Annotated in this window: 21 protein-coding genes and 1 pseudogene; 10 read left to right on the forward strand and 12 right to left on the reverse strand. The window is 61.0% G+C overall.

Translation table 11 applies throughout. The features are described 5' to 3' along the window. Window positions 1-68: 68 nt before the first annotated feature. Both AFIC_RS02405 and AFIC_RS02410 read left to right on the forward strand, forming a co-directional pair. Window positions 69-1,292 (forward strand): MFS transporter, encoded by a 1,224-nt coding sequence (locus tag AFIC_RS02405; protein WP_275247597.1) that lies wholly within the window; start codon window positions 69-71, stop codon window positions 1,290-1,292. A gap of 55 nt (window positions 1,293-1,347) precedes the next feature. Beyond that, complete coding sequence (locus tag AFIC_RS02410; RefSeq protein ID WP_275247598.1) at window positions 1,348-1,905, forward strand: phosphatase PAP2 family protein; 558 nt, start codon at window positions 1,348-1,350, stop codon at window positions 1,903-1,905. Between the two features lie 37 nt (window positions 1,906-1,942). On the opposite strand, the gene AFIC_RS02415 is transcribed toward AFIC_RS02410, so the two are convergent. Then, window positions 1,943-2,365, reverse strand: a complete 423-nt coding sequence (locus AFIC_RS02415; RefSeq protein ID WP_275247599.1) for a MerR family transcriptional regulator — start codon at window positions 2,363-2,365, stop codon at window positions 1,943-1,945. A 67-nt stretch (window positions 2,366-2,432) separates the two neighbouring features. On the opposite strand from AFIC_RS02415, the gene AFIC_RS02420 reads away from it, so the two are divergent. Then, complete coding sequence (locus tag AFIC_RS02420; RefSeq protein ID WP_275247600.1) at window positions 2,433-4,568, forward strand: heavy metal translocating P-type ATPase; 2,136 nt, start codon at window positions 2,433-2,435, stop codon at window positions 4,566-4,568. 306 nt (window positions 4,569-4,874) lie between these two features. Here the strand turns inward: AFIC_RS02420 and AFIC_RS02425 are convergent, their stop codons facing one another. The 4 genes from AFIC_RS02425 to AFIC_RS02440 form a co-directional block, all read right to left on the reverse strand. After that, window positions 4,875-5,192 carry a YMGG-like glycine zipper-containing protein gene (locus AFIC_RS02425; RefSeq protein ID WP_275247601.1) on the reverse strand — a complete coding sequence of 106 codons (318 nt, stop codon included), beginning with the start codon at window positions 5,190-5,192 and terminating at the stop codon, window positions 4,875-4,877. 100 nt (window positions 5,193-5,292) lie between these two features. Continuing rightward, complete coding sequence (locus AFIC_RS02430; RefSeq protein ID WP_275247602.1) at window positions 5,293-5,601, reverse strand: hypothetical protein; 309 nt, start codon at window positions 5,599-5,601, stop codon at window positions 5,293-5,295. 244 nt (window positions 5,602-5,845) lie between these two features. Next, complete coding sequence (locus AFIC_RS02435; protein WP_275247603.1) at window positions 5,846-6,061, reverse strand: hypothetical protein; 216 nt, start codon at window positions 6,059-6,061, stop codon at window positions 5,846-5,848. Further along, the gene (locus AFIC_RS02440; RefSeq protein WP_275247604.1) at window positions 6,058-6,819 is read right to left on the reverse strand and encodes a COG4280 domain-containing protein; all 762 of its coding nucleotides are present in this window, start codon (window positions 6,817-6,819) and stop codon (window positions 6,058-6,060) included. Before AFIC_RS02440 ends, AFIC_RS02435 begins: the two co-directional genes overlap by 4 nt. Window positions 6,820-6,918: 99 nt before the next feature. Here AFIC_RS02440 and AFIC_RS02445 point away from each other — a divergent pair, with 99 nt between their 5' ends. The 6 genes and pseudogenes from AFIC_RS02445 to AFIC_RS02470 all read left to right on the forward strand — a co-directional run bounded on the left by AFIC_RS02445 (window position 6,919) and on the right by AFIC_RS02470 (window position 13,503). Further along, window positions 6,919-7,797 carry a MurR/RpiR family transcriptional regulator gene (locus AFIC_RS02445; protein WP_275248618.1) on the forward strand — a complete coding sequence of 293 codons (879 nt, stop codon included), beginning with the start codon at window positions 6,919-6,921 and terminating at the stop codon, window positions 7,795-7,797. Between the two features lie 229 nt (window positions 7,798-8,026). After that, window positions 8,027-8,692 (forward strand): response regulator, encoded by a 666-nt coding sequence (locus tag AFIC_RS02450; protein WP_275247605.1) that lies wholly within the window; start codon window positions 8,027-8,029, stop codon window positions 8,690-8,692. Next, window positions 8,689-9,987 (forward strand): ATP-binding protein, encoded by a 1,299-nt coding sequence (locus tag AFIC_RS02455; RefSeq protein ID WP_275247606.1) that lies wholly within the window; start codon window positions 8,689-8,691, stop codon window positions 9,985-9,987. The genes AFIC_RS02450 and AFIC_RS02455 overlap by 4 nt, the downstream gene beginning before the upstream one ends. Before the next feature lie 438 nt (window positions 9,988-10,425). Beyond that, window positions 10,426-11,916, forward strand: a pseudogene (istA, locus tag AFIC_RS02460) (IS21 family transposase); the annotation flags it as partial. An 8-nt stretch (window positions 11,917-11,924) separates the two neighbouring features. Next, window positions 11,925-12,779 (forward strand): IS21-like element helper ATPase IstB, encoded by an 855-nt coding sequence (istB, locus tag AFIC_RS02465; protein ID WP_338063147.1) that lies wholly within the window; start codon window positions 11,925-11,927, stop codon window positions 12,777-12,779. A gap of 22 nt (window positions 12,780-12,801) precedes the next feature. Beyond that, on the forward strand, window positions 12,802-13,503 hold the full coding sequence (locus AFIC_RS02470; protein WP_275247607.1) for a 3'-5' exonuclease: 702 nt from the start codon (window positions 12,802-12,804) through the stop codon (window positions 13,501-13,503). Window positions 13,504-13,628: 125 nt separating this feature from the next. Here the strand turns inward: AFIC_RS02470 and AFIC_RS02475 are convergent, their stop codons facing one another. The 7 genes from AFIC_RS02475 to AFIC_RS02505 all read right to left on the reverse strand — a co-directional run bounded on the left by AFIC_RS02475 (window position 13,629) and on the right by AFIC_RS02505 (window position 22,244). Next, window positions 13,629-15,446, reverse strand: a complete 1,818-nt coding sequence (locus tag AFIC_RS02475) for a competence protein CoiA family protein (protein ID WP_275247608.1) — start codon at window positions 15,444-15,446, stop codon at window positions 13,629-13,631. Window positions 15,447-15,569: 123 nt separating this feature from the next. Continuing rightward, on the reverse strand, window positions 15,570-16,337 hold the full coding sequence (locus tag AFIC_RS02480; RefSeq protein WP_275247609.1) for an HNH endonuclease: 768 nt from the start codon (window positions 16,335-16,337) through the stop codon (window positions 15,570-15,572). Window positions 16,338-16,516: 179 nt separating this feature from the next. Then, window positions 16,517-17,863, reverse strand: coding sequence for a PDDEXK nuclease domain-containing protein (locus AFIC_RS02485; RefSeq protein ID WP_275247610.1), 1,347 nt, complete (start codon window positions 17,861-17,863; stop codon window positions 16,517-16,519). Continuing rightward, the gene (locus tag AFIC_RS02490; protein ID WP_275247611.1) at window positions 17,860-19,113 is read right to left on the reverse strand and encodes a tyrosine-type recombinase/integrase; all 1,254 of its coding nucleotides are present in this window, start codon (window positions 19,111-19,113) and stop codon (window positions 17,860-17,862) included. Before AFIC_RS02490 ends, AFIC_RS02485 begins: the two co-directional genes overlap by 4 nt. 156 nt (window positions 19,114-19,269) lie before the next feature. Further along, window positions 19,270-19,878 carry a JAB domain-containing protein gene (locus AFIC_RS02495; protein WP_275247612.1) on the reverse strand — a complete coding sequence of 203 codons (609 nt, stop codon included), beginning with the start codon at window positions 19,876-19,878 and terminating at the stop codon, window positions 19,270-19,272. Window positions 19,879-19,970: 92 nt separating this feature from the next. After that, complete coding sequence (gene map, locus AFIC_RS02500) at window positions 19,971-20,798, reverse strand: type I methionyl aminopeptidase (protein ID WP_275247613.1); 828 nt, start codon at window positions 20,796-20,798, stop codon at window positions 19,971-19,973. A gap of 96 nt (window positions 20,799-20,894) precedes the next feature. Then, window positions 20,895-22,244, reverse strand: a complete 1,350-nt coding sequence (locus AFIC_RS02505; protein WP_275247614.1) for a mechanosensitive ion channel family protein — start codon at window positions 22,242-22,244, stop codon at window positions 20,895-20,897. 231 nt (window positions 22,245-22,475) lie between these two features. Between AFIC_RS02505 and AFIC_RS02510 the strand changes: the two genes are divergently transcribed. Further along, complete coding sequence (locus AFIC_RS02510; RefSeq protein WP_275247615.1) at window positions 22,476-24,269, forward strand: potassium/proton antiporter; 1,794 nt, start codon at window positions 22,476-22,478, stop codon at window positions 24,267-24,269. Window positions 24,270-24,272 lie beyond the last annotated feature (3 nt).

The following is a 24,272-nucleotide window of genomic DNA, read 5'->3' on the forward strand; positions in this document are numbered from 1 at the left end:
CGGCTGTGTGGGCTTGCTCGACAGCCACGCTCAGCGTGTCTTCAACGCCCACGAAGAGAACCGATGAGATGGACAAGATCACGGAGAAAACCCTGGTCTCCCGAGCGCGGCACGGCATTCCAGCCGGCGTCTGGGCGCTGGGCTTCGTCTCGATGCTCATGGACATCTCCTCGGAGATGATCCACGCGCTGTTGCCCGTCTACATGGTGACGGTGCTCGGGACCTCGACCCTTGCCGTCGGCCTCATCGAGGGCATCGCGGAAGCGACCGCCTCGATCACCAAAGTTTTTTCGGGCGCTCTCAGCGACTGGCTCGGCAAGCGCAAGTTTCTCGCAGCCCTCGGCTACGGGCTTGCCGCCTTCACCAAGCCGATCTTTCCACTCGCCTCCTCGCTTGAGTGGCTCGTCGCCGCGCGCTTTATCGATCGCGTCGGCAAGGGCATCCGCGGCGCGCCGCGCGATGCACTCGTCGCCGACATCGCGCCGCCCGAACTGCGCGGCGCCAGTTTCGGCCTGCGTCAGTCTCTCGATACGGTGGGCGCCTTCATCGGCCCGCTTCTCGCAATTGGGCTGATGTGGCTGACGGCGGACCATTTCCAGACCGTGTTCTGGATCGCCGTCATTCCGGCCTTCCTGTCGGTCGCGCTCATTCTCGTCGCCGTGAAGGAGCCGGAGCGTCCGAAGGAACTGCGCAAAGTCCGTATGCCGCTGCATCGCGCGGAGTTACGCCGCCTGGGTCCGGCCTATTGGTGGATCGTGGCGGTCGCGGCGGTGTTCACGCTCGCCCGCTTCAGCGAAGCCTTTCTCATCCTGCACGCCCAGTCGATCGGCCTGCCGCTGGCGCTCGTCCCGATCGTGCTGGTGCTTATGAGCCTTGCCTATTCGCTCTCGGCCTATCCGATTGGCACTCTCTCCGACCGGATGGACCGGATGACGATCCTGATCCTCGGCATGATCTTGCTCATCCTCGCCGATCTCACACTCGCTTTCGCAACCACCCTTTTGGGTATCGGCATCGGCGTCGTGCTCTGGGGACTGCATATGGGTTTCACCCAGGGGCTTTTCGCGACACTGATCGCCGAAGCCGCTCCTGGCGAGCTTCGAGGCACCGCCTATGGCATGTTCAATCTCGTCACCGGTCTGATGCTGCTGGCCGCCAGCGTGATTGCCGGAACACTCTGGGATGCGATCGGACCGCAGGCGACCTTCCTCGCAGGCGTCGCTTTCGCCGTGCTGACCACGTTGGGTCTGCTGCCCGTTCGCGGCCGGCTGAAAAAGCCTCGCCAAGTCTGAAGGACCACGCACCAACACTTTCACACGATACCTACAACAAGATGAGGATTCAGAGTTGCAGCTTTACGATGTCGACGCCGCAGCGACCCGCACCATCAACGGCCTCGCCGGAGCAAGCACCACGATCGACTTCCTGATGATCTCGATCTCGGCGGTCGGCATTCCGCTTCTTGTCCTGGCTGTCGCCGGACAATGGTGGCGAGGTTCGGACAGATCGCATAACAGGCACGTTCTCTTCGCCGCGGGGTTTTCCTTTCTCCTTGGCCTTGCGATTAATCAGATCATCCTGTTGTTCGTCCATCGGCTACGGCCATATGACGGCGGCATCACGCACCTTCTGATCGACCGCAGCGCCGATCCGTCATTCCCCTCCGATCACGCCACCGCGACCTTTGCCATCGCTGCGGCCTTTCTGCTGCACGGCATGCGGCGGCTTGGTCTGTGGTTCCTAGCCGCTGCCGTGCTTGTGACGATTTCCCGCGTCTACGTCGGAACACATTATGTTGGCGACGTTCTCGGCGGGGCCTCGACCGGGATTGTTGCTGCCATGCTGGTCCGCTCACTCTATCGGGAAGGGACGCGAGCCGATCGGATGATCACCAACATTCTTTAGGGTCAGTGTGACAATCCGGGAGCAGAAAACGCCCCAGTTATCTCGGTCGGCGTTGAGCTTGGGGTGATAGAGCTTCGATGATCCGACAATCGGCAACGGTGCCGCAGCGGCATTGATCGATCATACTGTCCAGCTCGCGACGCAACGCACGCAAGTCGGCGATCTTTCGGTCAACTTCAGCCCGATGTTGTTTTGCGATCGCATCAACAGCGTCGCAAGACCGGTCGCGCTGGTCGGCCAAATCGAGCAATGCGCGCACTTGGTCGAGCGAAAACCCAAGGTCTCGCGAGCGCCGGATGAAGCTGAGACGATTGAGGTGCTCTGCACCGTAGGCGCGGTAATTGCCCGCCGTCCGGCCCGGCGCGGCCAGCAGACCGATCCGCTCGTAATAGCGGATGGTCTCGACCTTGGTGTCGGTTCTGCGCCCCAGTTCCCCGATCGCCAGAAAATCACTTGTCATGGCCTTGACCCTATAGTTGCTACAGGGTCCATATGGATAGTCATGTCGAACTTGTCGAGGTGATCCCATGGCCGCCGCCACTGCATTGAAGCTGCGTATCGAAGGCATGGACTGCGGCGCCTGTGCCACGAAAATCGAAAACGCGATGAAGCGGCTACCCGGCGTCAGCGAGATCGACGTCAACTACAGCCTGCAATCGCTTTCTCTGGTGGTCGACGAAGACCGTACCTCTCGGCACGCGATCGAGGCCAAGATCAAGGCGCTCGGATATGCTCCTGTCGCTCCACCCGGACCCATCGCCTCCGCGCTCCGCGACAATCATCGTGACGCGACGGAAAGCGCCTGGTGGTCGTCGCCGAAGGGACGGCTGGTCATCGGCAGCGCCGCCCTGCTGACGCTGGCTTTTACCGTATCCCATGTCGAACCGAACTGGTCGAATTGGGCCTATATGGTCGCGACGCTGGTCGGCCTGGTCCCGATCGGCCGGCGGGCGCTCGCCGGCGCGGTGTCGGGCACGCCGTTCAGCATCGAGATGTTGATGTCGATCGCCGCGATCGGCGCGGTTGCGATCGGTGCGGCGGAAGAAGCGGCCGTCGTCGTGTTCCTGTTCGCGGTCGGCGAGTTGCTGGAAGGGATCGCGGCCGGCCGGGCACGGGCCGGCATCAAGGCGCTGATCGACATCATTCCGCGCACGGCGCTTCTCCAAAGCGGTTTGAGCGTGGAGACGGTGCCGGTCGAAGCTCTCGCCATCGGTGACACGGTGATCGTTCGTCCCGGCGATCGTATTCCCTCGGATGGAATCGTGATCGAGGGCATGTCGGAAGTCAACGAGGCGCCGGTGACCGGCGAATCCGTCCCGGTCGGCAAGGAGCCCGGATCAATAATTTACGCCGGTAGCATCAATGCCAATGGCGAGTTGCGCGTCGAGATCACCCGGACAGCGGCCGACAACACGATTGCACGCATCATCCATATGGTCGAGGAAGCACAAGGCTCGAAGGCGCCGACGGCTCGCTTCATCGACCGCTTCAGCCGCTGGTACACGCCGATGGCCATGGTCATGTCGGCGCTCGTCGTGCTCGTCCCTCCGCTCATGCTCGGCGCCGACTGGTTCACCTGGATCTATCGCGGGCTGGCGGTGCTGCTGATCGCCTGTCCCTGCGCACTGGTCATCTCCACTCCGGCCGCCATCGCCTCGGGGTTGGCAAGCGGCGCGCGGCGCGGCCTTCTCGTCAAAGGTGGCGCGGCCTTGGAAACACTCGGCAAGGTCAAAACCGTTGCCTTTGACAAAACCGGCACGCTGACCAACGGACACCCGCAGGTCACCGACATTGTCGTGATCGAGGGCATCGAGGCCGAGATGCTGGCGAAAGCCGCCGCCGTCGAGCGCGGCTCCAGCCATCCGCTCGGGGTGGCCATCGTCGCCGAGGCCGAAAGGCGTGGTCTCGGCATTCCACAGGCCTTCGGGGGCGGGATCGCGACGCCCGGAAAGGCGGTCACGGCCCGGCTCAAATCCGGCTTCGTCTCGGTGGGGTCGCCTCGTCATGCGGCCGAGCAGGGCGACATGTCGGATGAGATCAAGAAGCGCGTCGAAGGCCTGGAAAGCCAGGGCAAGACGGTCGTTGTCGTTAGCAAAGGCAAGCATCTCCTCGGACTGATCGCATTGCGCGACGAGCCGCGTTCGGATGCCGCCGGCGGTCTTGCCAAGCTGCGCGCGCTTGGCGTTCGCCCGATCATGCTGACCGGCGACAATGCTCGTACCGCCGCGGCGATCGGCGGCGCGCTCGGCCTTGATGTCCGAGCCGAGCTGTTGCCGCACGCCAAGCTTGTCGCGATAGCGGATTATAAAAGTGAAGGCCCCATCGCCATGGTCGGCGACGGCATCAATGACGCCCCGGCGCTCGCCGCGTCCTCGGTCGGCATCGCCATGGGAGGCGGGACCGACGTCGCATTGGAGACCGCGGACGCGGCCCTTCTGAAAAACCGTGTCACCGGCGTTGCCGAACTGATCGCGCTTTCGCGCGCGACCCTGTCCAACATCTGGCAGAACATCGCGCTCGCGCTTGGCTTGAAGAGTGTTTTTCTGGTCACCACGCTGGTTGGCGCGACGCCGCTCTGGATGGCTATTCTGGCTGATACCGGGGCAACGGTACTCGTGACCGCGAACGCTTTGCGGCTGCTGCGCCTCGAAGTGAAGACGTAGACATCATGAGATGAATCGGCGCGGGCCGGGCCTGACTGCGCCCCGGCGGCGGTCAGCGTTCCAATTGTCCTTGTCGAGAAAGACAGCAATGGAGGCATGCAGCTCGACCCAGGCGGGGAGCCTCACCCGCAGCCGGGTTAGCAAATCGAATAACGTGTCGAAACGACGCGAATGGTCGTTGGAGCGCCGGCGTGGTGGCCTGCTTCGGCGCCCCATTATGTTGGATGGCCGGCTGCCTCTGTGCCGGTAGGGCCATTGCCGGTATAGCGAGGCGGAAGGCTCACCTCTGGCTTGAGACGTCCGCTATCAGTACCGTCCTCGGTAATAGCGTTCGTCGCATTCAGCAACATAGATGCGTCCGTCAGGGGCGCGGTAGCGGCACATTGGCGGACCGCCTGGACGTGGGTTGGTTGAATCAGCGACGGCCGCTCCGAGCAAGGCGCCGGCGCCAGCGCCGAGGAGCGTACTTCCAGTATTTCCGCCAATGGCCTGACCAAGGAGTGCGCCCGTGGCCCCACCCAGGACGGCGCCAGTAGCGGTGCGCTGCTCCCCATAGGTCTGAGCGCAGCCTGCCAGCACAATCCCGAGCAGGGCAATAAACACTGCCGTCTTCAGATTTGCCATGAATGGAACCTCTACGATGGTCGGGCACGACGGCTACGCTGCCGTGCCCGAGAATGATGAAAGTATCAGATTGTCCGGTGAATACTTGCTTATCGACACATCAATCGTCGTCGTTCCAACGACGATGCCAGCCACCATGCCAACCCCGATCATGCGACCCGCCGTAATAGCCTTTCCCATGTCGGTAGCGGCGCCATCGCCAGTCATCGTCGTTGTCACGATAGTAGCGGTAGGGGCGATCGTAATCCCGACTCCGCCAGCAGCGGCCCCATTCATTACAAACCCAGCGAACCTGATCCACATTGGACGCCGCGGGCAGCGCTGGAGCGACCGGCATCGCATTGGCGGCTGTCATGGCCAGGCCACCCAGAGCCGCAGCAGACGTAACAGCCAGGAACACCTTTCGCATTGAGGACTCCATCGGGTTGCGAAGCGCAGCATAGAGCGTGCCGAATGAACCCTGATTGAATGGATTGCGGTTCGATCGTGGTGAAATGTGGGGAAGCTGAGGCTTTCGATAGCGTCTTCTGCGCCGGCCGAAACATTGGCCATCAGATATTCAGGTCGACCGACAGAGCCAGGTATCAACATGGCATGGACGATCACCCGTTACTGTCCTGGTACGCGCTTTGGCCAAGCGCTCGTCACCATCTTCATGAAATACTTCGATGTCTGGCCTCACGGACGGTTGCTTCGACCAGAAGTGCGAGATACCCAAGGAGAAGGACGGCACCGCCCAAAAGCGGCTCGACATATCCCGCGAGCAGAGCAGCCACGATCGCGACCAGTAGCAGCGTCGCTGTAGCAAGCCTCGCGTCGGCGAGGAACATGCCGAGAAGCTCCTTGGCAACATCGACGAGAAAACTCATCGTGCGGTCACCGGGCGCGGGTGGACGCGTCGAAGCGTAGCTGCCGTTGCGAGAGCGACAACCAAGAACAGCGCCGCAAAGGCAATCAGGGCGATGTCGTGACCGGGCCAATCAATGCCCAGGCCCTCGCCTGTCCAGAAAACACCGAAGGCCGACAGCATGACGCCGACACCGAACTTCAAGGTGTTCTCGGGAACCTTCGCCAGCGGTCTGTGAACGGCGACACCCACCGTCAGGACCGCAAGGCAGGCCGCAAGGGCGCCGAATGCGGCGGGCCACAGCAAACCACGAGCCGCACCAACCGCTATGACGATAAAAGCAACCTCAAGTCCTTCGAGCAGCACCGCCTTGAACGCCGTCAAACCTGCGATCCAATCAAGCGAGACCCGCCGCTGATCGGCAGTCTTCGACAATTGAGCCGACTCGGATGTGAAAATGGCTTCCTCATCGTGCAGGGCGATGACGCCGGCCGCCCGCAGGATCGCTTTGCGCAGCCATCCCATGCCGAACAGAAGGAGGAGTACACCGATGACAAGCTGGAGAAGCTGGATCGGGACGCGACCGAGCAACGGGCCAAGAAGCACGACCGCCAGGCCGAGTACGGCGAGAGCCGAAAGCGTGCCGAGGGCTGCAGGTCGCCAACCGCGCAGCGTACCGACCGCCAGGACGATCGTGAACGCCTCCACCACCTCAACGAGTGAGGCGAGGAACGCGGAGCCGATTGCCGGCGCTGCGACACTCCAGGATGCCGCATCCATTCAACACCTCACGGCTTTGTAGTATCTACTACACCATGGTATAATTTTCGTAGTAATTATGACGATTTCAAGGAAGTTGGCCCAAGAAAGTTGACCGACGTGACGATCGCATTTGATGAACGAGTTGCAGACCGTTTCGAGCGGATGAGCCCTGCGGAGCAGCGTGTGATCCGGTTCTTTCAGGAGAATCGAGAGGAAGTGCTGATCGCCTCGGCAGCCGCATTGGCCGCCAAGGCGAAGACCAGCGACGCCACGATTGTGCGGGCAGCAAAGGCGCTTGGCTTTGCCGGGCTCGACGACCTACGCCGCGCCCTCGCCGGCGAGCTGCGCAATTTACTCACTCCGGCCGAGCGGTTGACGCGAACGCTCAACGAGGTCGGCCCAAGCCTTGCCAATGCGTTCGAGATGACGCTCGAAGTTCATATTCGATCGCTCGAAAACCTCCGTCGCACCATCACCGCCGATCAGTTTGAGAAGGCGGTAAGCAACATCACCAAAGCGCGGCGCGTCCTGGTCTTCGGCCTTGGGCCGTCGAGCGCCATGGCAGCCTACTTCGTCATCCAGCTTGGGCGCTTTGGTCTGGACGCCGGGTGCCTGACCAACACCGGCCTGCTTTTCGCCGATGACTTGCGGAAACTGCGCGATGGCGATCTCGTCGTCATCCTGGCCTACGGGCGCGTCTATGCGGAACTGGCAGTTCTCCTCGAGGAAATCCAACGGCGCCGGCTGGCGTCTCTGCTCCTGACGGATACCCTTGCTGGCAGACTGCGGCGCCGCGTCGATCTCGTTCTGCCCGTGGCACGAGGGCGCGCTGATTTGCTGAGCATGCATACGGCCACGCTCGGGCTGATCGAGACGCTTCTGGTCGGGATCGCGGCAACAAGGCCGCGTCAAACGCTCGCCAGCCTGAAAAAATTAAACCAATTGCGCGAAAGACTGGCCGGAAAAGGTGCGCATTTGCCGATGTCAGGCTCGTAAACTCGCTGAAGAATGTGCCTCGTGGTCAGGAGATGTCCGCTCAACAGAATCGGGTGCTGATGATTTCGCTCATTTCCAGCTAATCCAGCGATCCCAGGATTGTTCACCCAGTGTTCGATGGCCGATTGCAGCTTTACGTCCCGCCACGTTATCCATGCATGTCGGCGACGATGCAACGGATCTTCAAAGATATGTTATCGCAGGCGTGTTGGCGCGGTCCGGAGATGAAATGCGTGTTCTGTTGATCGAAGATGACCGCATGATCGGCGACAGTCTGATCGCGGCGCTGAAGCGGGAAGGAATGACGGTCGACTGGGTTCGCACCGGCGCCGATGGTGAGGACGCGCTGGCCAACGGCGGTCACGGGCTCATTCTGCTCGATATCGGCTTGCCTGGCCGATCAGGCGTCGATCTGCTGAAAGATGCACGGCGAGCAGGCAATTCCACACCCGTTCTCATCATCACCGCACGCGATGGCGTCGATGATCGCATCATCGGCCTGGACGTCGGTGCTGACGACTACATCGTTAAGCCGTTCGAAATGCGCGAGCTTCTGGCACGGATGCGGGCGGTGTTGCGTCGCCATGCCGGCGCCGCTCAATCCACCCTGATTGCCGGTGAGGTTACGCTGGACCTTGAGAGTCACGAAGCGACCTATCGTGGGACAACGGCCGTGCTCCCGGCGCGCGAATTCGCGCTGATGCACGCTCTGGCCGAGAGACCCGGCGCAATTTTACCGCGATCGCGCATCGAGGAGCGCATTTATGGTTGGGGTGAGGAGGTGGAGAGCAACGCGATCGACTTCCTCATCCACTCGATACGGAAAAAATTTGACAAAGACGTCGTTCGCAATGTCCGCGGCGCCGGATGGATGATCCCACGGAGCGCACGATGATCTCAATCCGGCGTGCCGCACTCATCTGGATGACGGCAGTCTTGACGGTTGTAGGAGTCGTCGCGTTCATCGCCGCATACGTCATCGCGCAACAGGAAGCCGCCGACTTTCTTGACGGCCAGCTCCGGCAGATCGCCATCAACGTCGGCGACAGCGCGATATTAGCGCCCGCGCCAACTGAGCCACAGGATCCCGAGGATGAGCTTGTTGTAGAGGTGTGGTCCCATACCGGAGCAATTTTGCGCCGAACGCCGAACGCACCTTCGGTTCCGCGTCTGGATGCGGCAGGTTTTGCTACTATCGAGGCCGGGGGAGTATCCTGGCGTGTATATCAGGCGCGAGATGCTAGTCGGACGGTGCAAATCGCACAACAGATGGAGGTTCGTCGGGAAATAGCGGCCTCGGCGGCAATCCAGGCAGGGATCCCAATCCTGATCCTCATTCCGTTGGCCTGGCTGGTCGTCGGGTGGTCCGTCGGGCAATTAACCGGCCGATTGCAGCGCCTCGCCGAAAGTATCGCTGGAAAAAGCCTCGACAGTCGAGCGCCCGTACCAACAGTTAACGTGCCGACCGAAATCATACCGTTGGTCGAGGCGATGAATGGACTCACCAACCGGCTGCGCGACGCCCTGGACCAACAGAAGCGTTTTGTCGCCGATGCGGCCCATGAGCTTCGCACGCCCTTGACCGCTCTTCAAATTCAAGTCGACAATCTGGATGCACGGCACAATGACGCAGACCCAGCCTCAACCACGATGCTGCGGGATGGCTTGGCGCGCGCGCGCCGATTGGTCGAGCAATTACTCCGTCTTGCGCGTTCTGACGAACCAGAGAACGCCTCGACACGAGAAGTCATCGAGCTCTCGAACGTCGTTACGCAATGCGTCGCCGATGTGATTACGATAGCCGAATCCAAGGGCGTGGATCTTGGCATCGTTCAATCCGAGCCGGTATCGATCATCGGTTCACGCGGCGATCTTGCGCTTCTTTTTGGTAATCTGATCGACAATGCAGTCCGCTATACCGGGAAGGGAGGTGTCGTGAACGTCTCTATTCGGCGGCTGAACGGTAGATTTGTCGTCGAGGTGACGGATACCGGCCCGGGCGTGGCGGAGGCCGATATTCCGCGCCTGTTCGACCGCTTCTTTCGAGCCGCGCCGCTGGACGTTGAAGGTAGCGGTTTAGGTCTAGCAATCGCAGCCTCCGTGGCCAGAAGTCATGGCCTTCAAATCGAGATCATCAACCGCCCGGATCGCCAAGGACTGATCGCGCGCGTATCTGGCGCCGCTTCCTGACACCGCGTAGTTGGCCTATAAGTTCTCGAGTGCCACAGCGTTTTGAGTAACGTTGACTGAGCTCACTGAATCATGTCGCAGCAGCCCTTCTCGCTTCAATAAGCGGGAGATCGAGCCGCCAGTTCCGCTACTGGCGGATTTGCCTCGGTGGACCCGAATAATAATCCGTCGGCAACCGGCATTATTCGAATCCTGGCGTCTGGATCGCATTAGCGCACGATGCGATTTGATCTGGTTCGGCGCTAGTGCTACGGAATCGAGATATCGGCCGTTTGATATTTGTCAGCGATGTACCGCGCCAGTCTCAGCTCCAGTTCACCGTCAGTGTTATTCGGCCTGCAATAGTGACCCCCTGAGCCGGGGGATCGGCGTCCAAAATTGACCCCCTATAGATTGGCTGTTGCGCTGCCTGCTTTGTCATGAAGCAGGTGGTCGGGGATGCTGATCGTGGAGACGATTGCGCGGATACGGCGCGAGCACTTCATCAAGGGCAAGACGATCAAGGAGATCGCCCGTGACCTGAAGGTGTCGCGGAACACGGTCCGGAAGGTGCTGAGATCCGGAGAGACTTCGTTCGAGTATGAGCGTCAGGTGCAGCCGCGGCCCAAGCTTGGACGATGGGCGGCGGAACTCGATGAACTGCTGGCGGCGAACGCAGCCAAATCCGCGCGCGAACAACTGACGCTGATCCGGATCTTCGAAGAGTTGCGCGGACGCGGCTATGACGGCGGCTACGATGCCGTGCGGCGTTACGCCAGGCGCTGGAGCAAGGAGCGCGGGCAATCGACGGCGGCGGCCTATGTCCCGCTGAGTTTTGCGCCAGGAGAAGCCTATCAGTTCGACTGGAGCCACGAGATCGTTCTCCTCAACGGCGTGACGGTACTCGTGAAGGTCGCCCACGTCCGGCTGTGTCATAGCCGCATGCTGTTCGTGCGCGCCTATCCGCGCGAGACGCAGGAGATGGTGTTCGACGCCCACGACCGGGCGTTCGCACTGTTCAAGGGCACCTGCAGTCGCGGCATCTACGACAACATGAAGACGGCGGTGGAGACGATCTTCGTCGGCAAGGATCGCCGCTACAATCGCCGCTTCCTGCAGATGTGCAGCCACTACCTGGTCGATCCGGTCGCCTGCACGCCGGCGTCGGGCTGGGAGAAGGGCCAGGTGGAGAACCAGGTCGGGTTGGTCCGGGAACGCTTCTTCACGCCGCGGCTGCGGTTCAAAAAGCTGGACGAACTCAACGCCTGGCTGCTCGACAAATGCATCGCCTACGCCAAGGCGCATCGGCATCCGGAGCTGTCCGATCAGACGATCTGGGATGTGTTCGAAGCCGAACGGCCGAAGCTCGTTCCCTATGCCGGTCGGTTCGACGGATTCCATGCGGTGCCGGCATCGGTCTCCAAAACCTGCCTGGTGCGCTTCGACAACAACAAATACTCGGTCGCAGCCAGCGCCGTCGGACGTCCGGTCGAGGTTCAAGCCTATGCCGACCGTATCGTCATCCGTCAGGATGGACGGATCGTTGCGGAGCATCCGCGGTCGTTCGGACGCGGCGAGACGACCTACGATCCCTGGCACTACGTGCCGGTGCTCGCGCGCAAACCCGGGGCCTTGCGTAACGGCGCACCCTTCAAGGACTGGGTGCTGCCGGCCGCGATCGAACGGATCCGGCGCAGGCTCGCCAGCACCGACGACGGCAATCGACAGATGGTCGACATCCTCAATGCGGTGCTGACTGACGGTTTGTCGGCGGTCGAAGCCGCCTGCGCCGAGGCGCTTGGTCACGGCGTCCATTCCGCTGACGTCGTTCTCAACATCCTGGCTCGCCAACGCGAACCCGCTGCACCGGCCAACATCATGACGCCGGCGGCACTGACGCTCCGCCATGCGCCGATCGCCGATTGCGCCCGCTACGACAACCTCCGGAGGACCATCTGATGGAACGAACCCAAATCTTCGACCTCATGGGCGAGCTCAAACTCTACGGCATGAGGGCTGCCTTCGACGAGATCATGGCGACGGCCGTCAAGCGCCAGCACGAACCGCAGCATATCGTCGGCGACCTGCTCAGCGCCGAGATCAACGAGAAGCAGGCGCGGTCGATCAAGTACCAGCTCACCATCGCCAAGCTGCCGTTGGCCAAGGATCTCGACGACTTCCAGTTCGAAGGCACGCCGATCAATCAGACGCTCGTCAACGATCTCGCCGGCGGCGGCTTCATCGCCCAGCAGCGCAACGTCGTGCTCGTCGGCGGCACCGGCACGGGCAAAACCCACCTGGCCATCGCAATCGCCAGAAGCTGCATCCGATCCGGCGCCCGCGGTCGCTTCTACAACGTGGTCGACCTCGTCAACCGCCTCGAGATCGAGACCCGTAACGGACGTCAGGGCCGGCTTGCCGAACATCTGACCCGGATGGACTTCATCGTGCTGGACGAACTCGGATATCTGCCCTTCGCCCAATCCGGCGGCCAGCTTCTGTTCCATCTCGTCAGTCGGCTCTATGAGCGCGCTTCCGTCATCGTCACTACCAATCTCGCCTTCGGCGAATGGCCCAGCGTGTTCGGCGACGCCAAGATGACCACCGCGCTGCTCGATCGGTTGACCCACCACTGCGACATCGTCGAGACCGGCAACGACAGCTGGCGCTTCAAAAGCCGCGACGACGATCACGCCGCCCGCGCTCGTCTCGTCTCCGCAATCCCGGCCAGCTCCGACGAGACGAGCGCTACCCTCAAATCACGCCGCGCGAAGGGGTCAAAATTGGACGCCGATACGGGGTCAAATTTGTAAGCCGATTGACATTGAACTCGCGATGGTGCCGTTCCGATACGCGCTTGATGGCACGGTGATTGAGGTTTTGGAGCCTTTCGACCGCCTTCGTGAACCGACGAAACCGATCTCACCCGAAATCACTGTGTTGACGGGGATCACGGACGCCATGGTTTCGGGAAAGTCGATTGATCCCTCAGAAGTCACGGCGTTTGCTGCGCCGGCGTCTGTGATCATCGCGCACAATGCAGCGTTCGATCGGCGCTTTCTGGAGCGCTACAGCTCGGTGTTTTCGACTAAGCCATGGGCCTGTTCGATGTCCGAGATCGAGTGGGCAGCCGAAGGGTTCGAGGGCACGAAACTCTCCTATCTCGCGATGGCTATGGGTTTCTTCTACGAGCGGCATCGAGCAGCGAATGACTGCTTGGCAGCCATCGAGATTCTTGCGCGCGAGTTGCCCCGTACACAAGCACCAGCCCTGGCAAAGCTGCTAGAGCGCGCACGGTTGCCAACATGGCGTATATGGGCCGAGAACTCACCCTTTGAATTCAAGGATATCCTGAAAGCGCGGGGGTATCGGTGGAATGGTGAGGAAAACGGGAAGCCGAGATCCTGGTATGTCGATGTTGAAGATGCTGAGAAAGAGGCAGAAATCTCTTACCTCGCGCGAGAAATATATCGATATGAAGTAGATATTCGAACGGTTCGCGTCACTGCCTATGATCGGTTTTCGAGCAGGGTCTAGTTTCCTTTAGCTGCCGTGGTCATCGAAAAACTCTGTCTCGTTGCATGTGCTTCGGCGGTATTGATCGTACATGCGCCAATGTTCTTTGTGATCGCAGGTCGCCAAGCTTGCGTCCTGAGAGACACTCAGAACTTAGTTGATCGAAGCAATTGCAACGCCATCTCAAGTCCTTCCTTGCTCTGGGCGGCAACTTCGATTGGGCGCGGGGCGACGGCATCACCTGCCAATCGTAGATGAGAATTGCCGGTTGTCAGCCAGAGATTGCGACGCAATCTATCTCTGATCGCCGTCTCCGCGGCCGTGCGCAGCTTGTCCTTCCTCTCCTCTTGTTGAGCTACTATGCGCGCCTGACGGTCCTCTTCGGCTTGGCGTCGCGCCTCTATGGCTCGCTGCTCGTCGACCGCCTTGCGAACTAAATCGTCTGCAATGCGTTGTTGACGTCGTTCTTCTGCTTGCCGCTTCAGTTCTTCGTATCGGCGGTTGCGTTCCGCTTCGGCTAAGTCCTCGCGTCGGCGCTCCTCCTCACGCTCCTTTTGACGTTCGGCACGTTTCGCGTCCAGCAGAGCGTCCCAAACGGCGGCGTCAGGCGCGAGCTGCATTACCCATCGGGTCGACGCGCTCCATCCTTTGCCGGGCGCGGGCAAGCGATAGCGGAAGTGCTCGTCACGACCAGGCCAAGCGCGGAGCGCTTCGTCATTGGAGATCAAGGGATCAGGGGCTTGCTTTCCGCAAACGGGGCACCTCTGGTCGACGCGTTTTGGTTGGAAGTATGCACTTTCACCGTGGTCGACCAATGGTCCCAAGGGAAGCCCAACCTTCCTCGATAGTAGTTCGGCTTTCGAAAGGATCGGTTCGTACCAACGCCACTCGTCTCGCACGACCTTGACGGGAAGCGTGCGTGGTCGGCGAGGATGTCCGATGAGAAGATGAGTGATCCTGAGAAAGCGAGTTTCGCAGCCTGGACATTGTTCCGGGTAATGCACGAAGGCTCCTGGCACGACCTCGGTGTGTTCCTTGCCTTGCCAGGTTTTTTTGCCTTCGAGGATTGGACGGAGCTGACGTGCGAGCGAGTTGGCTAAGTCCTCGGATGCGAGCTGGAAGCTCGACGCTTGGTAGCCGCGAAGATGTGGAGCATTCACGCGCAACTGTAGGATCGCGCCGGCAAATTGATCCGCGCCGATCTGCTTTCCGTCAACAGGACGAAAGATCGTCGGTAAAAGGGATGGGCCCAGTTCGCCGAGCAGGATCTGTTGTCGCTTGGCCTCGCGTTGTAGTTCGAAGCAAGCTGGAATGGTCCCCTGCAGATCGATGTCGTACTTCCATCCGGGAATAGTGCGGATGAGTCGAGCGAGTTCGTTTGCCATCCTCACTTGGCGCTCAACAGCACCGATCAGATTCCTGACTGCCACGCCTACACTCGCCATCTGTTCTCGGATCGACGCCCCGTGGACCGGACCTTGTAGGCCGTCGCCAAAATCATTGAAGCGGTTTTTCGGACCCTTTAGCCAGAATGCTGAAACCTCCGAGGCTTCGAACCTGTCATTACGCGCCCCAGTCTGTCGTTTTGCCTGCGCCGAAAGCTGGACTTCGATTGCGATCTTGATGCTGCCGCGCATAGCTAGAACGTCGGCGCGCCAGCCGTCCCCCGAGACCTCAACATCTGCCTGCCATCCTGCCAGAGATTGAACTGTTCTTGCTGCGGCTGCCTTCAAGGACTCGTGCTCGTCGGACTCGCCGCCGGACGGACAGCGATCATAGCCGGACTTGTGGGCGAAATAACGTAGGTCGAGCGGACTGTGGCTGGCGTAAGCTGGGGCATCGCAGCAGGACATACGTAGCCGATTTTCTGTCCCCTTTGACGCATGCTGCGCCTCTGACCAGTCCCTGTCCGAGCAAAGGACAGAAACTATTTCGCGGCCATCGAGCTTGGCTTTCAGAGGCATTCTGACTCCGCATCGATGGCGCACCGGTGCGCGATGGTCATCGGTTTCGGGCACTGTCCGCTCTGGTGGACCAACGACAGCTTGGACCCTAGCTTCTCGTGCCTGGAGATCACATTCGGAAGTCTATCTCGTGTTGAACTCCATATAGGTGGAATAGGCGCGCATTCCATTTGCGGCATTCGATTTAGCTATGACCGTTCGCTTAATCCGCTGCTGCAGATACTCGCAGACTGCATCGAACTTGTCGGTTGGTAGTAGCCGCCAGGGGGCGCCGAAGTTGCTCTCAATGTTCTTGGATATCGCCCCATAGCTAAATTTCGACGTGCGCATCCGATCTGCACTAGCGAATTTGTTGTATCGGTCGATCAGATATTTCACATAGCGCGTAGTTTCCTGATCAGAGCCGATTGTCCCGGGTGGCGCATTGATGCTGATGGAACGACGGTTGGTGCTGACGTGGACTTGGTGCGCCTGGATTGTGCCAGGGCTATTGATCGCGATATTGCCGCTGTTCTGGTTGATCGTGATCCCGTTGAGATCGTTCAAAAGGATCTTCGCGAATATGAGGTCGGTCGGCTGCTCGGCTCGGCCGGCGGCACTTTCGTGAATGGCCTTTATGTCCCGCAAAACATCCACCGTATAGAGTCTTGGTTCTCCGTCGATAATTTTATGATGATGCCCGCATAATAAGAGGAGGTTGCCAAAGCCGTTCCGATCTTTATCGGATTGTGAGGGATCGTAGCGAGGGCCTCCCGGGCTGCGGGCAGTAATGTGACAGATTTCGCCGGTGACGGTGCCTTCGACGATCGGTAGGGTACATCCAGAGAATGCGCAAATGTTTCCAGAAAGAGCGAATAGCCGCTTTATGGTCTTATCCGTCGGTTTCGCCATTCATGCTCCTTTGCCTCGCATTGACGGTCAGGCCGGAAGTACCCGCCTGGCTGCGACGATTGGCGAATCGAATTTGTGATTCAGGAAACATTTTAGCAGTCTAGGTTCCTTAGCGTGAGTAAAGCACTCACTCAGTGGCCGAGGCGGAGCCGCCGGGTTTGGTTTTCTTGTTGAGCGTCTCAGTCGTTGGTATTTAGGGTCCTGAGTTCGGCAAGGAAGAGGGTGCCAATCTCCACAGCTTGCATTGCTGCGCTCGCGTCGACGTCCACGCCATGCGTGGCTTCGTTCATGACGCGCAGCGCGCCCAGCATTTGCTCAGTACTGGCAGGCATCGATCCCTGCCGTCGCATATCTCGCAGCATATTCATGATGCCAGCGGGTCGATCGAAGGTGACGCTTCTTTCCGCGGCGAGGTCGCGGAGTGCGCGCTCGATTTCGATGCGAAGCTTGACCACCGACATCAACGGAAACTCGCGCGCGAACTCCTCGACCGTTGGCAATTCCTGCTGAAGCTGCGGTGGCAACGCGGGCGAAAGCTTATATTGGGCGACACCCATCGGCTTGCTGGTGTCGCGTAGCGCATATTCAACGATCAGCTCGTTGCGGCCCTTGCACAGAATGATGCCGATGGTTGGCTGATCATGCTCATGCCGAAGCTGATCGTCGACAGCCGAGAGGTAGAAGTTCATTTTGCCTGCAAACTCGGGCTTGAAGTCCTCGATCTTTAACTCAATCACGACGAAGCAGCGCAGCCGGAGGTGATAGAAGAGAAGGTCGAGATAGTAGTCCTGCCCTCCAACTTCGAGATGGTACTGGCTGCCGACGAAAGCAAAGCCCTTGCCAAGTTCGAGAATAAGTGAACGCAAGTGCTCGATGAGGCCACGTTCGAGATCGCGTTCCAGCATGTCGGGGCCGAGCGCGAGAAAATCAAAGGTGTAAGGGTCTTTGAGGAGCTGCTGGGCAAGCTCGGACTGCTGGGCAGGCAGGGTTCGCGAGAAGTTGGTGAGCGCGCTGCCCTGGCGGACGAACAGATTGCTCTCGATCTGGTGGACGAGGACCGGGCGGCTCCAGCCATGTTCGATGGCCTGCCGCGCGTACCAGACACGCTCATCTGTCGCTTTAACGGCATCGAGGAGGCTAACGTTATGGCCCCATGGCAATTGTGCAACGACCCGTTGCACAATTTCGCTATCGGGCCAGGCGTCTGCGAAGGCGCGCATGTATTTCAGATTTCGGGCCGAAAGCCCGGTCATTTCGGGGAAGGCCTGGCGGAGATCCTCCGCCAGTCGGTCGATGACCTTGGTGCCCCAACCCTCACGCTCCTGCCGGGCCAGAATATCACGGCCGATGCCCCAATAGAGGAGGATCATTTCTCGATTGATCGACAGGCTGGCGCGATAGCGCGCCTCGGCGATTTTCTGCTTCAGATCGCCGACGAAGGCGGAATAGCTCTGCGCGTCGATTTCGACGACCGGGTTGGAGGCCTTCGCGCGGCGAGGCGCAGGTTTGGAGGGTCGAGGACTCACGCGGCCTCCTTCAGCAAGGGTTTGCGCCTCTTCTTCGACAGCAGTTCACGGACAAATTTGTCCCACTTTGCCACGGCTGCTCGTTTTTCTGGCATGTAGTTCCAGCGATCATAACTCTTGGAGCTGACGTCCTGGAGCGTGTGGTTTTGCAGCCGGTCTCGAATTTCCTTCGACAGGCCGGCTTTACCGGCGAGGGTCTTCCATGTTCGCCGGAGATCGCGATTGGTTACGACAGGAATAATCTCGCGGTCGCGCTGGCGCCACATGAACGAATAAAGCGTGCCATGGCTGACAGGCTTTGACGGATCGGTCGCCGACGGGAAGAACCAGCCGAATTCGTTCGGTTTAATCGACTCGATAAGTTCAGCAGCAATTCTGGGCACGGGAATAGCGTGTGGCTTGCCGTTCTTTGTCTTCGACCAGTCAATAATGCGTTCGGCCGAATCCCATTGATAAACGTGTAACCGCGCGATTTCCTCGACGCGCTGGCCGGTTAGCATCAGGATTCTAACGGCACGGGCGTAAGGTGGATGAACAGGCCTGTCCGGGCATTCAAGCCAACGATAGAGACGGAGGAATTCGTCCTCATCTAGCCAGCGCGTGCCGACATTCTTGGGCTCGGTCGGAATACCAGCTGCGGGATTGAAAACGAGGCCGAAGCGTCGGGACGACGTGGTGCGATAGTCGTGTTCGGATTTTAAGCCCCAACTATAAGCGGATCGAATGTAGCTGCGGACATGATCGGCCATCGAGCGTTTGCCGCGCTCATAGATGGGGCGGATGATCGCAGTGATCTCGTCCGGTTCAATGTCGCGGGCAGGACGGTTGCGTCCGAGCGTGTCGGCGATTTTATTGAGGCCCTTTTCCGCCTCTTTCCAAGATGGCTTTCCGGCCTCCTTGAGGTTGGCGACATAGGCTTCGAAGAGATCGGCTACTGTGCCCGGCCGTGTGTCGCCGGCGATTTTGATGCTGCGACCCTTTTGGATCATCTCTGCGAAGTCGCGGTTGAACACTTCGCGCGCCTTGCTGAGTGGCATTGATGGATATGAGCCGAGTTTCTTCTTGAGCCGCTTCTGGTCGCGCCACTGTTGGGCCATCCAATCGGCCGTCACGCGTGTCGGCATAGGCTTCATGACAAGGACGAGACGACCGGTGCCATGACCCTCGCCATCGACGAGGCTTAGCTGTTTTCCGGTCTGTTCAACCTGCTTCAGGGCGCGGCGTATTTCTCCATCTGTAAGGCTTGGCACTGGGGTCTCCCGTCGGCTTTTGAGTGGGGTCGCCAGTCGGATCAGTGGTGCCGGCAACTGGGGTCAAAAAAGGCTTCGATCCCCTTAAAACCGACCCCAATATGCCACAGTAGCCGGAAGTGCGACAAGCCAAAAAATCGTTGTAATTCAATTAGCTTATGCGTGATCCAGTGTGATCGAAAAGGGGGTAGTGGGATGGTTGTGGACGAGAACGATCGCGGTCGCGGACAATTCCAGCGCGCGCTTGACCACCTCGCGGGGATAGACCGGCGTGTGATCCACGGTGCCGACCTGTTGCAGTTCGTCGGCGATCAGCTGGTTGCGCTTGTCGAGGAACAGGATGCGGAACTGCTCCTTGTCGGCGAACGCCATCGCGGTGCGGCAATAGTCGATCACGCTCGACCATGACGACAGCACCGTGCGCTGCTTGACCTGCCCCTTGGCGACGCGGCTCGCGGTCGCCGCGATCAGCTTCATCTCGGTGACGGCGGCATCGCCGAGCCCGCTGATTTCGCGCAGCCGCGCCTCGGGGGCATGCACCACTTCGGCGAAGGAGCCGAACCTTGCGATCAGCGTTTTCGCCAGGGGCTTGACGTCGCGACGCGGCAGCGCGCGAAACAGCACCATTTCCAGCAGCTCGTAATCGCTAAGCGCATCGGGACCGGCGTCGCGGAAGCGATCCCGCAATCGTTCGCGATGGCCGTGATAATGCGGCGCTTCGGAAAAACCGGGCTGGTCTGACGGATCGTCAGCGTTTTTGGGCATGGGCTGGCATGATCGCGGGCTCTACCCGGTCACCATGCCGCGCCCGCCGTCTTTTGCAAGGAGCAATTTCGCTACCGCCCGCGCGGGCGGAATCAGGCGGCGCTGTAGGGAGGCTTGTCGAGCTTGCCGGGGGACAGCGTGAAAATCTCGACGCCGGTTTGCGTCACGCCGACCGAATGCTCGAACTGCGCCGACAGCGAACGGTCTCGCGTCACGGCGGTCCAGCCATCGGAGAGGATTTTCACATGCGGCTTGCCGAGATTGATCATCGGCTCGATGGTGAAGATCATGCCGGGGCGCAGCGCCACGCCTTCGCCGGGCTTGCCGATGTGGATGATGTTCGGCTCGTCGTGAAACAGGCGGCCGAGGCCGTGGCCGCAGAAGTCGCGGACCACGCTCATCTGCTGCGGCTCGACGAAGCTCTGGATCGCATGGCCGATGTCGCCGGTGGTGGCGCCGGGCTTGACGGCGGCGATGCCGCGCATCATCGCCTCGTAGGTCACGTCGATCAGCCGCTCGGCGCGGCGCGAGATCGCTCCCGCCGTGTACATGCGGCTGGAATCGCCATACCAGCCATCGACGATCAGGGTGACGTCGATGTTGATGATGTCGCCTTCCTTCAACTGCCGGTCGCCGGGGATGCCGTGGCAGACCACATGGTTGATCGAGGTGCAGGTCGAGTGGCGGTAGCCGCGATACATCAGCGTCGCGGGAATGGCGTCGTGCGCGATCGCGAACTTGCGGACGAATTCATCGATCTGCGAGGTGAAGATGCCCGGCCGCACGATCGGCGCCAGCTCGTCGAGGCACCGGGCGGTCAGCGCGCCGGCTTTCCGCATTCCGGCGAAACCGGACGGGCCGTGCAGCTTGATCTGGCCGGTCTTGCGCGCGGCGGCTTGGGTGGCGTCAACGTAATTCATGAACAGTCTGACTTCGGAGGTTGCGGGCGCTGTGGCCGGATCACGCTAATTTAATGCCTTGCCGGCAATTCGCAACCTTTGCGCCAGGGGCGCGGGTCATTCCGCGCCGGGCTTGCCGGCGGGGCCGGAATTGTCCGATGGAACCTCGAGGATGGTTTCCACCGGCAGCGCGCCGCTGCGGACCCGCAATTCGCGCACCGGATAGGGCACGCGGATGTTCTCGTTCTTGAAGGCGGTCCACAGCCCCTGCATCACGTTGCTGCGGACATTGTCCATGCCGACGTCGAGATCGGCGACCCAGAAGGTCAGCGCGAACTTCATGCCGGTTTCGGCGAATTCGGTGAGCAGGCAGTTCGGCGCCTTGAAGGTGGCGACGTTCTGCGTATTGCGGGCGATATCGACGGCCAGCTCGCAGACCCGGTTCGGGTCGGCCTCGTAATTGGTGGCGAAATTGACCTTCACCAGCATGGTCTTGTCGGTATAGGTCCAGTTGATGACGCGCTGGGTGACGAGATCCTCGTTCGGAATCAGGATCTCGCGCCCGTCGCCCGCCGCGACCGAGATGTAGCGGGTATTCATCGAGCTGATCTTGCCGGTGCTGTCGCCGATGGTCACGAGATCGCCCGGCTTGACCGATTTGTCCGCGAGCAGGATCACGCCGCTGATGAAATTGGCGATGATCTTTTGCAGGCCGAAGCCGAGGCCGACGCCGATCGCGCCGGAGAACAGCGCGAAGGCCGACAGGTCGATGCCGACCGCCGACATCACCATGGCGATGGCGGCGACGATCAGCGCGACCCGCACCAGCTTGATCAGCAGGACCTGAACTGAGGGGGTGAGGTCGCGCGAGCGGGCGATCCGGGCTTCGATGAAATTTCCGGCGGCGCTGACGAGCCACATCGCCACGGCCAGCAGCACGCCCGCCTTGATGAGCACCAGCGGCGTCAGCCGCAGCGTGCCGATGGTGATCGAGATCGAATCGAGCGCGCTGGACACATCGTCGAGGCGGCCGATGATGCTGAGCGCGGCCACCGCCCATGCCGCGATGGACACCACGCGGACCACGAATTCGTTGCGGATCACGCTGGTGGCGAGACGGATGATCAGCCACGCGGTCGCGAGATTGACCGCCGTCGACAGCACGTAGCCGCGATAGAGCAGCCCGGTCTGGACCATGACCACCCGCGATATTTCGGCGAGCAGCGCGAAAATGATGGTGCCGGCGCGCTGCATCACGGTGCGGGCGAGCAGCCGCAGCGGCGCCGGCCAGCCCATCGTCAGCGAGGTGACGTCGAACCGGGCCCGCAGGCTGCTGCCCAGCGCCAGCGAGAGGCCGGCGGCGACCAGGATGACGCCGAACTGCATGTAGAACCATGGCGAGGTGATCTCCCCGCCGACCGACTGGATCGTGCGGTTGAGGGCGTCTCGCAGGTCGTCCCAATCCATTGGCAGGTCCCGTCAGGTGAGCAGGGGAGATTCGTCTTCTCATGCGTCCTTGCGACGCAGGCGTCAATATCGGCAGGGTTGTGCGAGGCTCGCATGGGGTGAGCGGGCGCGCGATGCGATGCGTTTAGCGCCGGGAATCCGGCACATTTATGATGCCGAGATTTTGTTTGGCGATCCGCCGCGAGACCTATAAGCAAAGATTGAAGCCCCAGTCGAAAGCCTCCGCCGCCCATGGCCATCCTCGATTCCGTCAGTCTCGCGATCCTGCTCGGCTCCGTGCTGATCATGGCTGGCATATTGTCGAGCCTGCTGGCGCTGCGGTTCGGCGCGCCCCTGTTGCTCGTCTTCCTTGGTTTGGGCTTGCTCGCGGGCGAAGGCGGCCTCGGCAAGCTGAAATTCGACGATGTCAGGATCGCCTATCTGGTCGGCTCCGCCGCGCTGGCGCTGATCCTGTTCGACGGCGGGCTGAAGACGCGCTTTCAAAGCATCCGCGCGGTGCTCGCGCCCTCGGCGGTTCTCGCCACCGTGGGCGTCCTTCTGACGGCGCTGCTGACAACCCCGATCGCCAGATATGTGCTCGACCTGACCTGGCCGGAATCCTTCCTGCTCGGCGCGGTGGTCGCCTCGACCGACGCCGCGGCGGTGTTTCTTCTGGTCCATGCGCAAGGCCTGCGCCTGCGCCCGCGCATCGGCGCGACGCTGGAGGTCGAATCCGGCACCAACGATCCGTTCGCCGTGTTTCTCACGATGGTGCTGGTGGAATTCCTGTCGCTCGGGAAAGGCTCGGCGTCGCACATCTTCTGGCAGTTCGCGCAGGAGGCCGTGCTCGGCATCGTCATCGGTCTGGTCGGCGGGCGGCTCGTGGTGTTCGCGCTGAACAAGATTTCACTGCCGCAGGGCCTGCACGCGCCGTTCGTGACGACGGCGGCGCTGGTGATCTTCGGCTTCGCGCAGATCGATCATGCCTCCGGCTTTCTCGCGGTCTATCTCGCCGGGATCGTGATCGGCAACCGCCCGACGCGGGCGCACAATTCGGTGCTGACGTTTCTCGACGCTGCGACATGGCTGGCGCAGATCGTGATGTTCGTGCTGCTCGGGCTTCTCGCCTCGCCCGACAAGCTGGTGGCGGTGGCGCTGCCCGCGCTCGTCGTGGCGCTGGCACTGGTGTTTTTCGCGCGCCCGATCGCGGTGTTTCTCTGCCTCGCGCCGTTTCCTTTCCAATTGCGCGAAAAAATATTCATCGCATGGGTCGGCCTGCGCGGCGCGGTGGCGATCTTCCTGGCGTCGATTCCGCTGCTTTTGGACCTGCCGAAGGCGCAGATCTATTTCAACGTAGCGTTCATCGTCGTGATGGTGTCCCTGCTGCTGCAAGGCTGGACGCTCGGTTTCGCCGCGCGAAAATTGCACGTCGCCCTGCCGCGCACCGATCGCGGCCCGCGCCGTATCGAGCTGGACCTGCCGGGCCAGCTCGAGCAGCAACTGGTCGGCTATGCTGTGCGGCCGAACAGCCTGTTCCTGAAGCGGGGCCTCATTCCATCATGGTCGAAGCCGACGCTGGTGATCCGCGAGGAGAAGATCCTCTCTGCGGCCGAAGCAGCCCCGGTGCAGAAGGGCGATTATCTCTATCTGCTCGCCCCGCCGGAAAAGGCGGGCGCGCTCGACCGGTTCTTCGTCGACATGGCGCCTGCCTCCGCGCCCGATCCGAATCTGCTGGGCGACTTCATGATCGCGGGCGACGTGACGCTGGAGGCGGTGGCGGAGGTCTACGGCATCGACGTCCCGGCGGATGCGCGTTCGCTGACGCTGGCGGATTATTTCGACGTGCATCTGGATGGCGCGCCGCGTGTCGGCGCGGCGTTGCCGCTCGGCTCCATCGCGCTGGTGGCGCGCGGCCTCGGCGGCAACCGCGTCAATGTCATCGGCCTGCGGCTGTCGCAGGATGAAAAGCCGATCCGCGTGCCGAGGCGCGTCCCGGCTTTCCAGCGCAAGGCCCTGCGGCTCTGGAAGAAGCTGTCGAGCACCTAGCGC

It is taken from the genome of [Pseudomonas] carboxydohydrogena (genome assembly GCF_029030725.1).
Lineage (GTDB): Bacteria > Pseudomonadota > Alphaproteobacteria > Rhizobiales > Xanthobacteraceae > Afipia > Afipia carboxydohydrogena.